Below are 15,154 nucleotides of genomic sequence, written 5' to 3' on the forward strand. Positions count from 1 at the left end.
GGAGCCACGAGATGGAGCACCGTTCGAGCGACGAGCCCCTGCGTCTCCTCGGCGCGGCCCGCGCCGCGGAACTCACCGGGCCCGAACCGTCCCGGGTCGACCCGGCGGTCCTCACCGCGCTGCTCGCCCGGCACGGCTGGCGGCGGCGGGGCGGCGCCGCGGGCCGGTACACGCGATGGACCCCGCCCGGGCCCGGGAGCAGGCCGAGCCTTCTCGTGCCCGACAGCCCGGCCTTCCCCGACAGCGAGGAACTGCTCGGCGAGGCGCTCGTCGCGCTGGAGCGCAGCGGCACCCCCGCCGCCCGGGAGATCCTCGTCTCGCTCGCCGTGCCGAGCGACGAGATCCGCTGGTGGCGCGACGGCCCCGAAGGACCGGCCGGCGCCGCCACCTGGACCGCCGAGGAGGATCTGCGCTCCGCCGCCCGGCGGATGCTGCTCGCCGGGGCCCTCGCGGTGCGCGGCCGCGCCGGGTACCACGGGGCGCGGCACCGCCGGCCCGCCGCCGCGGCCCTGGAGAACGTGCTGGTGCAGCCGGCCCCCGGCGGACACCGGCTCACCGCGTTCGTGCCCGTCGCCACGGGACGCCCGCTCGCCGTCCGGCTGCACCAGGCGCTCTACGCGGCCCGGGAGGCCGTCGACTACCGGCGGGCCACCGGCGGGATGGACGCCTTCGACGGCGCGGTCGAGGCCGGGGTGAGCCACGAGCTGACCGAGGCGCTCGTCGCCCTGGTGCGCGGCACCGAGGGCGCGCGCGTCTGCGTGGCCTGGGCGCCCGCCGCCGGGGTGCCCGAGGAGTGCACCGACGGGGACGCGCCCGTCGAGTTCTCCCCGGGCGACCTGGACGTGCTGCGCGCGGCCGGCGCCCGCTACCGGCACGCCGAGCCCTCCGTGCCCGTCCGCATCACCGGCACCGTCGTGCGGATGCGCAGGTCGGGACCGTCCGGCGCGGGCACGGTGCGGCTGCACGTCATCGCGGGGGCGGACGTGCCGCACGTGCGGGTGGTCCTCGACGAGGAGGGGTACCGCACCGCGGGCCACGCCCACCTCGTCGGCCTGCCGGTCCGGGTGCACGGGCGCCTGGAGAGCAGGGGCGGCTTCCGGCGGCTGACCGGCGCCGGCGGCGTCGTCCCCGTCCAGGTCGAGGAGGCCGAGCGGGACCGGCTGATGAAGTCGCTCCAGGAGAACCTGGACTTCTTCGAGGAGGCCTGCGCGGGGGACGAGGCGGGACAGGGGTAGCGGCCCGGGCCCGCGGCGGCCGGACAACCGCTTCGCGAGCGGGCCCGGTGACTCGGTACGATCCCTACTGCGCGCGTCACAGGTACTGACGTGGCGTACCCCCTTCAGGCAGGAGAGACCGGTGTCAGACGTCCGTGTAGTCATCCAACGCGATTCCGAGCGGGACGAGCGCGTGGTGACGACGGGCACTACGGCCGCCGAGCTCTTCGCCGGTGAGCGCAGCATCGTCGCGGCCCGCGTGGGCGGTGAGCTCAAGGACCTCGCGTACGTGGTGGCCGACGGCGAGACCGTCGAACCCGTGGAGATCTCCTCCGAGGACGGTCTCAGCATCCTGCGGCACTCCACCGCGCACGTGATGGCGCAGGCCGTCCAGGAGCTGTTCCCGGAGGCCAGGCTCGGCATCGGCCCGCCCATCAAGGACGGCTTCTACTACGACTTCGACGTCAAGGAGCCGTTCACCCCCGAGGACGTCAAGCGCATCGAGAAGAAGATGCAGGAGATCCAGAAGCGGGGGCAGCGCTTCTCGCGGCGCCTGACCACCGACGAGGACGCCCGCGTAGAGCTCGCCGACGAGCCCTACAAGCTGGAGCTCATCGGCCTCAAGGGCAACGCGGCGCAGGCCGCCGACGGGGCCGACGCCGAGGTGGGCGGCGGCGAGCTGACCATCTACGACAACCTCGACGCCAAGACCGGCGAGCTGTGCTGGAAGGACCTCTGCCGCGGCCCGCACCTGCCCACCACCCGGAACATCCCGGCGTTCAAGCTGATGCGCTCGGCCGCCGCGTACTGGCGGGGCAGCGAGAAGAACCCGCAGCTCCAGCGGATCTACGGCACCGCGTGGCCGTCGAAGGACGAGCTCAAGGCGTACCTGGACTTCCTCGCCGAGGCCGAGAAGCGCGACCACCGCAAGCTCGGCGCCGAGCTTGACCTGTTCTCCTTCCCCGACGAGCTGGGCCCGGGCCTCGCGGTCTTCCACCCCAAGGGCGGGGTGATCCGCAAGGTCATGGAGGACTACTCGCGCCGCCGCCACGAGGTCTCCGGCTACGAGTTCGTCAACACCCCGCACATCTCGAAGGAGAAGCTCTTCGAGATCTCGGGGCACCTGCCGCACTACTCGGAGGGCATGTTCCCGCCCATCCAGTTCGACGAGCAGAACTACCGCCTCAAGGCGATGAACTGCCCGATGCACAACCTGATCTTCAAGTCGCGCGGCCGCTCCTACCGCGAACTGCCGCTGCGCCTCTTCGAGTTCGGCACCGTCTACCGCTACGAGAAGTCCGGCGTGGTGCACGGTCTGACCCGCTCGCGCGGCTTCACCCAGGACGACTCGCACATCTACTGCACCAAGGAGCAGATGCCGCAGGAGCTCGACACGCTCCTGACCTTCGTGCTCGACCTGCTGCGCGACTACGGCCTCACCGAGTTCGAGCTGGAGCTGTCCACCCGCGACGACTCCGACAAGTTCATCGGCGAGGACGCGGACTGGGAGGAGGCGACCGAGGCGCTGCGCCTGGCCGCCGAGAAGCAGAACCTGCCGCTGGTGCCCGACCCGGGCGGCGCCGCCTACTACGGCCCGAAGATCTCCGTGCAGGCCAAGGACGCCATCGGCCGGTCCTGGCAGATGTCGACCCTCCAGGTCGACTTCAACCAGCCCAAGCGGTTCGGCCTGGAGTACACGGCCGCCGACGGCTCGCGCCAGCAGCCCGTCATGCTGCACCGCGCCCTGTTCGGCTCCATCGAGCGGTTCTTCGGCGTGCTCCTGGAGCACTACGCGGGCGCCTTCCCGGCGTGGCTCGCGCCCGTGCAGGCCGTCGGCATCCCGATCGGCGACGCGCACGTGCAGTACCTGGAGGAGTTCGCCGAGCAGGCGCGCGCCCAGGGCCTGCGCGTCGAGGTCGACTCGTCCTCGGACCGCATGCAGAAGAAGATCCGCAACCAGCAGAAGGCCAAGGTGCCCTTCATGGTCATCGCGGGCGACGAAGACATGAACGCCGGTTCGGTCTCCTTCCGCTACCGCGACGGCTCGCAGGAGAACGGCATCCCGGTCGCCGAGGCCATCGCGAAGATCGCCAAGGTCGTCGAGGAGCGGTCCCAGGTCTGACGGCCTCAGCCGTCCTCACCTGACGCGGCCCCCGGAGCACCTTCCGGGGGCCGCTCGCCGTCCCGGGCGAAGGCCTGTAGCAGCCAGGACGAGAACGTGCCCGTGACCGCGCCCAGCAGCGCCAGGCCGCAGACCATGACGCCGACCGCGACGAGCCGCCCCAGCGGCGTCACCGGCGCCAGGTCCCCGTACCCCACGGTGGACAGGGTCGTACAGGTGAACCAGAGCGCGTCGCCGTACGTGACGATGTCCGCGCCCGGCGCCCCGTGCTCCTGCTGGTACAGGGCGAGCGAGCCCGCGAACCCCAGCAGGGTCACCGCCACCCCCGCATAGGTGATCACCCGGGCGTGCAGCGCGAGCCGCGGCCCGTCGCGGCGGCGCTGCACCCGCTGGTAGGCCTGCACGATCCGGACCGGGCGCAGCAGCGGCAGCAGCAGCACCACGGTGTCCAGCCAGTGGGTGCGCAGGAAGCGCGGCAGGCGCTGTCCGCTGAGTCGCAGCCGCACCACGTAGTCCACGAGGAACACGGCCCACGCCGCGAGCGTCACGGCCAGGCACAGGTCCCGCAGCGCGCCGGGCAGGCCCTCGCCGAGGACCCGGAGCGCGTACGACGCGAGGAAGAGCAGCGACACCGCCGCGAGGCCGGCGCCGGTGCGCCGCTCCCAGCGGGCCAGAGGAGTGTCGGTCATCCGGACAGCATCGCCCTGCCGGGCGAGGGCGGCACCCGCCGACACGCCCCGCCCAGGTGACGCCATATGCTGCACTTCATGACGAGTGAGCCGGAGCAGCAGATCGGTCCAGTGGGTGAGCCGGACGGGTTCGGGCGCCTGTGGACCCCGCACCGCATCGCGTACATCCAGGGCGAGGGCAAGCCGACGGGCCCCGGCGCCGACGACGGCTGTCCCTTCTGCGCCGCTCCCGCCACCTCCGACGAGGACGCCCTGATCGTGGCGCGCGGCGAGCACGTCTTCGCGATCCTCAACCTGTACCCGTACAACGGCGGTCACATGATGGTGCTGCCCTACCGGCACGTCGCCGACTACACGGACCTCGACGAGGCGGAGACCGCCGAACTGGCCGCCTTCACCAAGCGGGCCATGACCGCGCTGCGCTCCGCCTCCGGGGCGCACGGCTTCAACATCGGCATGAACCAGGGCGCCGTCGCCGGCGCCGGGATCGCCGCCCACCTGCACCAGCACATCGTGCCCCGCTGGGGCGGCGACACGAACTTCATGCCGGTCGTCGGCCACACCAAGGTGCTGCCGCAGCTGCTCGGCGACACCCGTACGGCCCTGGCCAAGGCCTGGCCCGCCGCCTGAGCGACGCACGGCACCGCCCGGCCCGGCCGCGCCACCGGCGGGCCGGGCCTACGCGTCGTACACGTCCGCCTTGCGCGGTGCCGCGTCCTGGACCAGGCCGCTGAGCACGCCCGAGCGGGTGCCGAACTTCTCCGTGTCCACGCCGTGGTCGACCAGGACCCGCAGCGCCGCGGCGTGCACCACGCGCAGCACGGGCGTCGCGGTGCGCAGCGCGTCGTCGGCCATGAAGCGGTGGCGCCAGGGCTGGTCCGCCCAGGCGTGCCGCAGACCGAACGGCTCGGGCAGCACGATCTTGCCGCCCAGGTGGTCCAGGATCGGCGGGTACCAGGTGAAGGGGGCGCGGACCGCGACCCGGACGGCCTCGTCCGGGTCGATGAGTGGCAGCGTCTTCTTCGTCGTCTCCCAGAACCGCACCGCCTTGGCGACTTCCTTGGTCTTCGCCTCGGGCTTCGACGTGAACAGCGAGTTGACCGGGCCGAGCGCGTGGCCGGTCACCTCGATGCGCAGAGTCTCGTGCAGCACCGTCACCGTGATCAGCATCGTGATCACCAGCTGGCCGTCCCAGAGCGTGAACTGCACCCCCAGGTAGTGCCGGTCGCCGCTGCCGAACTGCTGCTCGTTGCAGATCCGCTGTATCTCGTGCTGCCTGATCTGGAACGCGTCGACGTCCTCGCCCGTGGGGCGGGCCACCGCCTTCGCGTTCTCCCCGATGGGGGTGACGATCCAGTCCTTCACCGACGGGGTCGGGAACCCGCCCGTGTGCAGCGGGCCGCGCTGGAGCATCCGCAGCTCGTCCTGGATCGCGCGGATGACGTCCCAGCTGCGGAACGGGTGGATCTCCTTGCCCGGCTCGGCGGAGACCAGGTCCTCGGCGAGCTGCCAGCTGCCCCAGCGCGTCCCCATGCCCAGGATGCCCTTGGGGCCCGCGTAGAAGACCGCGTTCGACTGCTGCTCCGCGCTGAGCCTCGCCAGGCTCTGGCGCAGCTGCTCGGCCGCCGTCTCGCCGGGGCTGCCCGGCACCGCCTCGGGGATCTTCGCGCCGATGCCGCCGCCGGAGAGCAGCGCCTCCCAGCGGTCGCGCAAGTCCTTCGCGGTGCGCTCACAGATCCGCCGGGCCCACAGGGCGCCGACGACCGGCGCCACGAACGAGGCCCGCAGGTACCAGGCCCAGAACCCGCCGAACGGGAGCCCGACGAGCAGGATCACGATCCCGATGCCGACGACCGTCATGATCGTGGTCGCCACCGCCGCCCGGCCGCGCGCCTTGCGCTCCAGCTTCTTCGCCTCGCTCTGCTCCTTCGCGGACTTGCCCTCGGTCTCCTTGACGATCTTCTCCGCCGTCTCGATCCGGGCGTTGTTCGTCCGCCGGATCTGGAACGCGCCCAGCCACAGGAGGAACCCCGGCGGGAAGAGGAAGCCGAAGACGGCCGTCACGATGGTCAGCAGGCTGTCGCGCTCGCGCCGGATCCGGTTGGCCGCCAGACAGTGCTCGACGACGACCTGGGGCTCCGTACCGAACGACTGGATGAGCGGCTTGCGCCCCGCGGCGAGCATCCGCAGCTGCACCGCCCGGGAGAACGCCTCACCGAGGTTGGGCGCGAACAGCGACCACCGGCCGGCCTTCGCCTCGGTCTTGTGCCATTCGTTGTTGGCGTCCTCGATCTTCGAGGCCCTGTCGTCGCGGTACGCCGCCGAGGCGATGGCGAACGTCGCCGCGGTCTGGCCCGCCGACCCCTGCAACGGGACCTGCGCGCCCGGCCTGAAATCGAATGCATCGTCCGCCACTGCCGCCCCCATCACCGCACGCCGTCGCTGCTGCGGCTTTTCCCGACTTCCACGCCCCGCACACCTGTTGATCAGTTGATCGTCCTGATCCGCTGATCCGCACCAGCGTAGCGGCCGCCGCCGACATCCACCCCGGGACGGCGAAGCCCGGTGGCGGCCGGACCGGCAGGAGAGGGCGGTCAGGGGCCGATCACGGTGCCGCGCCGGCCTGTTGCCGGATCCGCTCGCTCAACTGCGGTGGCATCGGCTCGTGTCGGGCGTAGCCGCGGTCGAAGCGGGCCGTCCCGTGCGCCAGCGACCGCAGGTCCACCGCGTACCGTCCGATCTCGATCTCCGGCACCTCCGCCCGTACGAGAGTGCGCCCGCCCGGCGCCTGTTCGGTGCCGACGACCCGGCCGCGGCGCCCGGACAGATCGCTCATCACGGCACCCACGTAGTCGTCCCCGACCAGTACCTGCACCTCGGCGACCGGCTCCAGCAGATGGATCGTGGCGCCGGCCGCCGCCTCGCGCAGCGCGAGCGCGCCGGCCGTCTGGAACGCCGCGTCGGAGGAGTCCACCGCGTGCGCCTTGCCGTCCAGGAGCGTCACCCGCACGTCGATCAGCGGATACCCGGCCGCGACGCCGCGCGCCGCCTGCGCCCGTACGCCCTTCTCGACGGAGGGGATGAACTGGCGCGGCACGGCGCCGCCGACGACCTTGTCCACGAACTCGATGCCGGACCCGCCCGGCAGCGGTTCCACCTCGATCGCGCAGATCGCGAACTGCCCGTGCCCGCCGGACTGCTTCACGTGCCGGCCGCGCCCCGCGGACCGGCCCGCGAACGTCTCCCGCAGCGACACCTTGTGCGGCACCACGTCGACCCGCACCCCGTACCGGCTGCGCAGCCGCTCCAGGGCGACGTCCGCGTGCGCCTCGCCCAGGCACCACAGCACCACCTGGTGCGTGTCCTGGTTCTGCTCCAGCCGCATCGTCGGGTCCTCGGCGACGAGCCGCGTCAGGCCCTGCGAGAGCTTGTCCTCGTCCGCCTTGCCGTGGGCCCGGACGGCGAGCGGCAGCAGCGGGTCCGGCATGTCCCACGCCGCCATCAGCAGCGGATCGTCCTTCGCCGAGAGGGTGTCGCCCGTCTCCGCGCGGTGCAGCCCGGCCACGCACGCCAGGTCCCCGGCGACGCAGTGCGTCAGCGTGCGCTGCTGCTTGCCGAAGGGGGCCGACAGCGCGCCGATGCGCTCGTCCGACTCGTGCAGGGCGCGGCCCGCGCGCGCGTGGTCCTCCAGACCGTGCCCCGACACGTGCACCGTCTCGTCCGGACGCAGCGTGCCGGAGAAGACCCGGACCAGCGAGACGCGGCCCACGTACGGGTCGGACGCCGTCTTGACGACCTCCGCCACCAGCGGGCCCCGCGGATCGCAGGACCCGACCGTGCGGGCCGTGCCGCCCGGCGTGCGCACCGCGGGCGCGGCGCGTTCCAGGGGCGAGGGGAAGCCGCCCGTGACCAGTTCGAGCAGCTCGACCGTGCCGAGCCCCTGGCGGGCGCCCTGCGGCGCGTGGGCCGCGGCGAGGACCGGGTGGAAGACACCGCGCGCGACGGCCCGCTCCAGGTCCTCGACCAGGGTCTTGAAGTCGAGCTCCGCGCCGCTCAGATAGCGGTCCATGAGGGTCTCGTCCTCGCTCTCCGCGATGATCCCCTCGATGAGCCGGTTGCGGGCCTCCTCGATCTCCGGAAGCCGCTCCGCGCCGGGTGCGGACTCCTCGCGTTCGCCCGACGCGTAGTCGTACAGACGCTGCGAGAGGAGACCGACCAGACCCGTCACGGCCGCGTGGCCGTCCGCGCCCTGCGGGCCGTGCAGCGGCAGGTAGAGCGGGAGCACCGCGTCCGGGTCGTCGCCCCCGAAGATCCGCGCGCAGGCCCGCGTCACCTCCGCGAAGTCCGCCCGCGCCGCCTCCAGGTGCGTGACGACGATCGCCCGCGGCATGCCGACGGCGGCGCACTCCTCCCACACCATGCGGGTCGCGCCCGCCAGCGTCTGCGGGCTCTCGGCCGCCGAGACGACGAAGAGGGCCGCGTCCGCCGCGCGCAGACCGGCCCGCAACTCCCCGACGAAGTCGGCGTAGCCGGGGGTGTCCAACAGGTTGATCTTGTAGCCGCCCCACTCCAGAGGGACGAGCGAGAGCTGGACCGAGCGCTGCTGACGGTGTTCGATCTCGTCGTGGTCGGAGAGGGTGGTGCCGTCCTCGACCCGCCCGGCCCGGTCGACCGCCCCCGCCGTCAGCGCGAGGGCCTCCACCAGAGTCGTCTTGCCCGAGCCGCTGTGGCCGACCAGCACCACGTTCCGCACGGAGGCGGGGTGGTCGGCCGTCACCGCCCTGCCGGCGGCTCCGGGGTGTCCGTTCGCCTTGTCGCCCATGCCTTGCCTCCCGGTTGTCGCACGGTGAGGTGGTTCGAGTGGGACGTGAGGGCGCGGACGCGCTGGGATCCGCGTGCCAGGAGCTGCGACGCCCGCGGTGCCATCGAGCTTTCCACTCCGGTCACGGTGCGTCCATACGTCGTACGCGGGTCCACGCGCGCGTGGTGGCCCGGCCGTCGTTCTCCCGCGCGCGTGACTACGATGGGCCAGCCGGTGGCCAGAGGGGTCACGCAGGCACCGACCCTCGGGAAGGCCATGCTGAACAAGTACGCGCGTGCATTCTTCACGCGTGTCCTCACACCGTTCGCCGCGTTTCTCATCCGTCGCGGGGTCAGTCCCGACACGGTGACGCTCCTCGGCACCGCCGGAGTGATGGCGGGGGCGCTGGTCTTCTACCCGCGCGGAGAGTTCTTCTGGGGCACGGTCGTCATCACGCTGTTCGTCTTCTCGGACCTCGTGGACGGCAACATGGCGCGCCAGCTCGGCCGCAGCAGCCGCTGGGGGGCGTTCCTCGACTCCACGCTCGACCGCGTCGCCGACAGCGCCATCTTCGGCGGCCTCGCCCTGTGGTACGGCGGTTCCGGGAACGACGACGTGCTGGCCGCGGTCTCCATCTTCTGCCTCGCCAGTGGCCAGGTCGTCTCCTACACCAAGGCGCGCGGTGAGGCGATCGGGCTGCCCGTCGCCGTCAACGGCCTGGTGGAGCGCGCCGAGCGGCTCGTCATCTCGCTGGTCGCCGCCGGCTTCGCGGGCCTGCACAAGTTCGGCGTGCCCGGCATCCAGTACCTGCTGCCGGTCGCCCTGTGGATCGTCGCCGTGGGCAGCCTCGTGACGCTGATCCAGCGGGTGGTGACCGTCCGCCGCGAGTCCGCGGAGGCGGACGCCGCCGCCGCGGCCGCCACCCAGGAGGAGGCCACCTCGTGAGCGGCGTCCAGGAGCGGGTGACGGACGCGCTGTACGGGCTCGGCTGGGCCACCGTCAAGAAGCTGCCCGAACCGGTCGCGCGGCGGCTGGGCCGGGCCATCGCCGACACCGTCTGGAAGCGGCGCGGCAAGGGCGTGCTCCGCCTGGAGGCCAACCTCGCCCGGGTGGTTCCCGACGCGACGCCCCAGAAGCTGGCCCAGCTCTCCCACGCGGGCATGCGCTCCTACCTGCGCTACTGGATGGAGTCCTTCCGGCTGCCCGCGTGGAGCAGGCAGCGCATCGCGGACGGCTTCACGCCCCAGGACCTGCACCACCTCACCGAGGGGCTGGCGGCCGGCAAGGGCGTCGTGCTCGCACTGCCCCACATGGGCAACTACGACCTCGCGGGCGCCTGGGTCACCACCAAGCTGGACACGCCGTTCACCACGGTCGCCGAGCGGCTCAAACCGGAGACCCTGTACGACCGGTTCGTCGCCTACCGCGAGGGGCTCGGCATGGAGGTGCTGCCGCACACCGGCGGCTCCGCCTTCGGGACCCTGGCGCGCCGGCTGCGCGCGGGCGGCCTGGTCTGCCTGGTCGCCGACCGCGACCTGTCGACCTCCGGCGTGGAGGTCAAGTTCTTCGGCGAGACGACGCGGATGCCGGCCGGTCCCGCGATGCTCGCGCAGCAGACGGGCGCGTTGCTCCTGCCCGTCACCCTCTGGTACGACTCCTCGCCCGTCATGCGGGGCCGCGTCCATCCGCCCGTCGACGTCCCCGAGACAGGTACGCGGGCCGAGAAGACGTCCGTCATGACACAGGCGCTGGCCGATGCCTTCGCCACGGGGATCGCGGACCATCCGGAGGACTGGCACATGTTGCAACGGCTGTGGCTCGCCGACCTGGACCACGTCGAGGAGCGGCCCGCGTGAGGATCGGCATCGTCTGCCCCTACTCCTGGGACGTGCCGGGCGGCGTCCAGTTCCACATCCGCGATCTGGCGGAGCACCTCATCGGCCTCGGGCACGAGGTCTCCGTCCTCGCCCCGGCGGACGACGAGACCCCCCTGCCGCCGTACGTCGTGTCGGCGGGCCGCGCCGTGCCGGTGCCCTACAACGGCTCGGTCGCCCGGCTCAACTTCGGCTTCCTGAGCGCCGCGCGGGTGCGCCGCTGGCTGCACGACGGCGCGTTCGACGTCATCCACATCCACGAGCCGGCCTCGCCCTCGCTCGGCCTGCTCACCTGCTGGGCGGCCCAGGGCCCCATCGTCGCGACCTTCCACACCTCCAACCCCCGCTCGCGCGCGATGATCGCCGCGTACCCGATCCTGCAGCCCGCCCTGGAGAAGATCAGCGCCCGCATCGCGGTGAGCGAGTACGCGCGCCGCACGCTCGTCGAACACCTGGGCGGTGACGCGGTGGTCATCCCGAACGGGGTGGACGTCGACTTCTTCGCCCGCGCCGAGCCCAAGGCGGAGTGGCAGAGCCCGCCCGAGACCCCCGAGAAGCACGAGCGCGGCGGCACGATCGGCTTCATCGGCCGCATCGACGAGCCCCGCAAGGGCCTGCCGGTCCTGATGAAGGCGCTGCCGAAGATCCTCGCGGAGCGGCCCGGGACGCGGCTGCTGGTGGCCGGGCGCGGCGACCAGGTGGAGGCCGTCGAGACGCTGCCGAAGGAGATGCGCGAGCGCGTCGAGTTCCTCGGCATGGTCAGCGACGTGGACAAGGCGCGGTTCCTGCGCAGCGTCGACGTGTACGTGGCCCCGAACACCGGCGGCGAGAGCTTCGGGATCATCCTCGTCGAGGCGATGTCGGCGGGCGCCCCAGTCCTCGCCTCCGACCTGGACGCCTTCGCGCAGGTCCTCGACCAGGGCGCGGCGGGCGAGCTCTTCGCGAACGAGGACGCGGACGCGCTGGCGGGCGCCGCGCTGCGCCTGCTGGCCGACCCCGGCCGCCGGGCCGAACTGAGCGACCGCGGCAGCAAGCACGTCCGCCGCTTCGACTGGTCCACGGTCGGCGCGGACATCCTCTCGGTCTACGAGACGGTGACACACGGCGCGGCGGTGGTCGCCACGGACGAACGCACGGGCCTGCGAGCCCGCTTCGGCCTGGCGAGGGACTGAGGGGTATCGGGGGCGGGCCCGGGCGGGGCCCGGCGGCGGCCCAGAGGCGTACCCCGGCCCGATCCACGCCGCCCTGCCCCCTGCCCGTGCCGCGTGAGCGCGGTGGCCCACCCCGGCACCGGTAATCTTGCCGCCCGTGACCGCCACCCTGATCTGGATCGCCGTAGCCCTCTTCGCCATCGGCCTCTACCTGAGCTGGACCGCGGGACGCCTCGACCGGCTGCACGCCCGCATCGACGCGGCCCGCGCCGCCCTCGACGCCCAGCTGCTGCGCCGCGCGTCGGTCGCCCAGGAGCTGGCCACCTCCGGCGTCCTCGACCCGGCCGCGTCGATCGTGCTCTACGAGGCCGCGCACGCCGCCCGGCAGGCCGAGGAGGAGCAGCGGGAGGTCGCCGAGAGTGAGCTCAGCCAGGCGCTGAGAGCGGTCTTCGGCGACGCCGCCCAGCTGGAGACCGTCCGGGAGGCGCCCGGCGGCGAGGAGGCCGCCGAGGAACTGGCCCAGGCGGTGCGCCGCGTCCCCATGGCCCGCCGCTTCCACAACGACGCCGTCCGCGCGGCCCGCGCCCTGCGCCGCCACCGCAAGGTCCGCTGGTTCCGGCTGGCGGGTCACGCCCCGTTCCCGCTGGCCTTCGAGATGGACGACGAACCGCCGGCGACCGTCGCCGACCGCGCCGCCTCCTGAGCCACAAAGGAGACACCGGCACGGAGCCGGGCGGCAAAAGGAGCCACCGGGTACCCATTGGCTCTTGTAGTGGCCTGGGCCCCGGCGGTTTCCTCAGTGCTGCATCAAGCCTTCGTCACCGAGTGAGGTCACCCGTGTCCAGCAGCACCCAGCAGCCCACCGAAGCCCCTGCCACCGGCACCGCCCGCGTCAAGCGCGGCATGGCCGAGCAGCTCAAGGGCGGCGTCATCATGGACGTGGTCAACGCCGAGCAGGCGAAGATCGCCGAGGACGCGGGCGCCGTCGCCGTCATGGCCCTGGAGCGGGTCCCGGCCGACATCCGCAAGGACGGCGGCGTGGCCCGGATGTCCGACCCGAACATGATCGAGGAGATCATCGGCGCGGTCTCCATCCCGGTCATGGCCAAGTCCCGCATCGGCCACTTCGTCGAGGCCCAGGTCCTGCAGTCCCTCGGCGTGGACTACATCGACGAGTCCGAGGTCCTCACCCCGGCCGACGAGGTCAACCACAGCGACAAGTTCGCCTTCACCACGCCGTTCGTCTGCGGCGCCACCAACCTGGGCGAGGCCCTGCGCCGCATCGCCGAGGGCGCGGCCATGATCCGCTCCAAGGGCGAGGCCGGCACCGGCAACGTCGTCGAGGCCGTCCGCCACCTGCGCCAGATCAAGAACGAGATAGCCCGCCTGCGCGGCTTCGACAACAACGAGCTGTACGCCGCCGCCAAGGACCTGCGCGCCCCGTACGAGCTGGTCAAGGAGGTCTCCGAGCTCGGCAGGCTGCCCGTCGTCCTCTTCTCCGCCGGTGGCGTCGCCACCCCGGCCGACGCCGCGCTGATGCGCCAGCTCGGCGCCGAGGGCGTCTTCGTCGGCTCCGGCATCTTCAAGTCGGGCGACCCGGCCAAGCGTGCCGCCGCCATCGTGAAGGCCACGACCTTCTACGACGACCCGAAGATCATCGCGGACGCCTCCCGCAACCTCGGCGAGGCCATGGTCGGCATCAACTGCGACACCCTGCCCGAGACCGAGCGCTACGCGAACCGGGGCTGGTAACCGCCATGAGCACCACCCCCGTCATCGGCGTCCTGGCCCTCCAGGGCGACGTACGGGAGCACCTCATCGCCCTGGCCACGGCCGACGCCGTGGCCAGGCCGGTGCGGCGCCCCGAAGAGCTGGCCGAGGTCGACGGCCTGGTCATCCCCGGCGGCGAGTCGACGACCATCTCCAAGCTGGCCGAGCTGTTCGGGCTGATGGAGCCGCTCCGCGCGCGCGTGCGCGCCGGTCTGCCGGTCTACGGCACCTGCGCCGGAATGATCATGCTCGCCGACAAGATCCTCGACCCGCGCTCGGGCCAGGAGACCGTCGGCGGCATCGACATGATCGTGCGCCGTAACGCCTTCGGGCGACAGAACGAGTCCTTCGAGGCGACCGTCGCCGTCCGGGGCGTCGCGGGCGACCCCGTGGAGGGCGTGTTCATCCGCGCTCCCTGGGTGGAGTCCGTCGGCGCGGCCGTGGAGGTCCTCGCCGAGCACGAGGGCCACATCGTCGCCGTCCGGCAGGGGAACGCGCTCGCGACGTCCTTCCACCCCGAGCTCACGGGGGACCACCGGCTGCACGGTCTCTTCGTCGACATGGTGCGGGCGAAGGACGGCGCGGGTTCCTTGTAGGATCGCTGCGTTCGTACTGAGGTTGGTTACGCGAAGGAGACAGGCAGATGTCCGGCCACTCTAAATGGGCTACGACGAAGCACAAGAAGGCCGTGATCGACGCCAAGCGCGGCAAGCTCTTCGCGAAGATGATCAAGAACATCGAGGTCGCGGCCCGCACGGGCGGCGCCGACGTGTCCGGTAACCCGACACTCTTCGACGCCATCCAGAAGGCCAAGAAGAGCTCGGTCCCGAACAAGAACATCGACTCCGCGGTCAAGCGCGGCGCCGGCCTGGAGGCCGGTGGCGCCGACTACGAGACGATCATGTACGAGGGCTACGGTCCGAACGGCGTCGCGGTGCTCATCGAGTGCCTCACCGACAACCGCAACCGCGCCGCCTCCGACGTGCGCGTGGCCATGACCCGCAACGGCGGCAGTATGGCCGACCCGGGCTCGGTGTCGTACCTGTTCCACCGCAAGGGCGTCGTGGTCGTCCCCAAGGGCGAGCTGGGCGAGGACGACGTGCTGGGCGCCGTCCTCGACGCGGGCGCCGAAGAGGTCAACGACCTGGGCGAGTCCTTCGAGGTGCTCTCCGAGGCCACCGACCTGGTCGCGGTCCGCACCGCGCTCCAGGAGGCCGGCATCGACTACGACTCGGCCGACGCCAACTTCGTCCCGACCATGCAGGTCGAGCTGGACGAGGAGGGCGCGCGCAAGATCTTCAAGCTGATCGACGCCCTCGAGGACAGCGACGACGTGCAGAACGTCTTCGCCAACTTCGACGTCTCCGACGAGGTCATGGAGAAGGTCGACGCCTGACGTGACACCAGCGGCGGGGGGGGGGGGGGGCCCCCCCCCCCCCCCCCCCCGGGGGCGGCGGGGGGGGGGGGGCGGGCCCCGGGCCGCGGGGGGGGGGGGGGGGGGGGGGGGGGGGGGGGGGGGGGCGCGGGGGGGCC

General features: G+C 72.5%; 13 protein-coding genes. 10 read left to right on the forward strand and 3 right to left on the reverse strand.

Annotation, left to right across the window (positions count from 1 at the left end; translation table 11 throughout):
• Nucleotides 1-11: 11 nt before the first annotated feature.
• Nucleotides 12-1,235 carry a hypothetical protein gene (locus ACIBW6_RS18680; protein ID WP_399060813.1) on the forward strand — a complete coding sequence of 408 codons (1,224 nt, stop codon included), beginning with the start codon at nt 12-14 and terminating at the stop codon, nt 1,233-1,235.
• 121 nt (nt 1,236-1,356) lie between these two features.
• On the forward strand, nt 1,357-3,336 hold the full coding sequence (thrS, locus tag ACIBW6_RS18685; protein ID WP_399060815.1) for a threonine--tRNA ligase: 1,980 nt from the start codon (nt 1,357-1,359) through the stop codon (nt 3,334-3,336).
• Nucleotides 3,337-3,341: 5 nt separating this feature from the next.
• Here thrS and ACIBW6_RS18690 read toward each other — a convergent pair whose 3' ends face one another.
• Nucleotides 3,342-4,025 (reverse strand): potassium channel family protein, encoded by a 684-nt coding sequence (locus ACIBW6_RS18690; RefSeq protein WP_399060817.1) that lies wholly within the window; start codon nt 4,023-4,025, stop codon nt 3,342-3,344.
• Nucleotides 4,026-4,091: 66 nt separating this feature from the next.
• On the opposite strand from ACIBW6_RS18690, the gene ACIBW6_RS18695 reads away from it, so the two are divergent.
• The gene (locus tag ACIBW6_RS18695) at nt 4,092-4,655 is read left to right on the forward strand and encodes an HIT family protein (RefSeq protein ID WP_399060819.1); all 564 of its coding nucleotides are present in this window, start codon (nt 4,092-4,094) and stop codon (nt 4,653-4,655) included.
• A gap of 48 nt (nt 4,656-4,703) precedes the next feature.
• Here ACIBW6_RS18695 and ACIBW6_RS18700 read toward each other — a convergent pair whose 3' ends face one another.
• Both ACIBW6_RS18700 and ACIBW6_RS18705 read right to left on the reverse strand, forming a co-directional pair.
• The gene (locus ACIBW6_RS18700) at nt 4,704-6,452 is read right to left on the reverse strand and encodes a hypothetical protein (protein WP_399060820.1); all 1,749 of its coding nucleotides are present in this window, start codon (nt 6,450-6,452) and stop codon (nt 4,704-4,706) included.
• 178 nt (nt 6,453-6,630) lie between these two features.
• Nucleotides 6,631-8,847: an elongation factor G-like protein EF-G2 gene (locus ACIBW6_RS18705; protein WP_399060822.1), complete on the reverse strand. Its 2,217-nt coding sequence runs from the start codon at nt 8,845-8,847 to the stop codon at nt 6,631-6,633.
• Between the two features lie 201 nt (nt 8,848-9,048).
• On the opposite strand from ACIBW6_RS18705, the gene pgsA reads away from it, so the two are divergent.
• The 7 genes from pgsA to ACIBW6_RS18740 all read left to right on the forward strand — a co-directional run bounded on the left by pgsA (nt 9,049) and on the right by ACIBW6_RS18740 (nt 15,017).
• Nucleotides 9,049-9,771: a phosphatidylinositol phosphate synthase gene (gene pgsA / locus ACIBW6_RS18710; protein ID WP_399061073.1), complete on the forward strand. Its 723-nt coding sequence runs from the start codon at nt 9,049-9,051 to the stop codon at nt 9,769-9,771.
• Nucleotides 9,768-10,682: a phosphatidylinositol mannoside acyltransferase gene (locus tag ACIBW6_RS18715; RefSeq protein ID WP_399060824.1), complete on the forward strand. Its 915-nt coding sequence runs from the start codon at nt 9,768-9,770 to the stop codon at nt 10,680-10,682. The genes pgsA and ACIBW6_RS18715 overlap by 4 nt, the downstream gene beginning before the upstream one ends.
• On the forward strand, nt 10,679-11,872 hold the full coding sequence (locus tag ACIBW6_RS18720) for a glycosyltransferase family 4 protein (RefSeq protein WP_399060826.1): 1,194 nt from the start codon (nt 10,679-10,681) through the stop codon (nt 11,870-11,872). The genes ACIBW6_RS18715 and ACIBW6_RS18720 overlap by 4 nt, the downstream gene beginning before the upstream one ends.
• 136 nt (nt 11,873-12,008) lie before the next feature.
• Nucleotides 12,009-12,554, forward strand: coding sequence for a hypothetical protein (locus ACIBW6_RS18725; protein WP_399060828.1), 546 nt, complete (start codon nt 12,009-12,011; stop codon nt 12,552-12,554).
• Between the two features lie 134 nt (nt 12,555-12,688).
• Complete coding sequence (gene pdxS, locus ACIBW6_RS18730; protein ID WP_399060830.1) at nt 12,689-13,603, forward strand: pyridoxal 5'-phosphate synthase lyase subunit PdxS; 915 nt, start codon at nt 12,689-12,691, stop codon at nt 13,601-13,603.
• 5 nt (nt 13,604-13,608) lie between these two features.
• Nucleotides 13,609-14,217, forward strand: a complete 609-nt coding sequence (gene pdxT / locus ACIBW6_RS18735; protein WP_399060832.1) for a pyridoxal 5'-phosphate synthase glutaminase subunit PdxT — start codon at nt 13,609-13,611, stop codon at nt 14,215-14,217.
• A 47-nt stretch (nt 14,218-14,264) separates the two neighbouring features.
• Nucleotides 14,265-15,017, forward strand: a complete 753-nt coding sequence (locus tag ACIBW6_RS18740; protein WP_399060834.1) for a YebC/PmpR family DNA-binding transcriptional regulator — start codon at nt 14,265-14,267, stop codon at nt 15,015-15,017.
• The last annotated feature ends 137 nt before the right edge of the window (nt 15,018-15,154 follow it).

Origin of the sequence: Streptomyces sp. NPDC049813, assembly GCF_044465085.1 — a bacterium.
GTDB lineage: Bacteria > Actinomycetota > Actinomycetes > Streptomycetales > Streptomycetaceae > Streptomyces.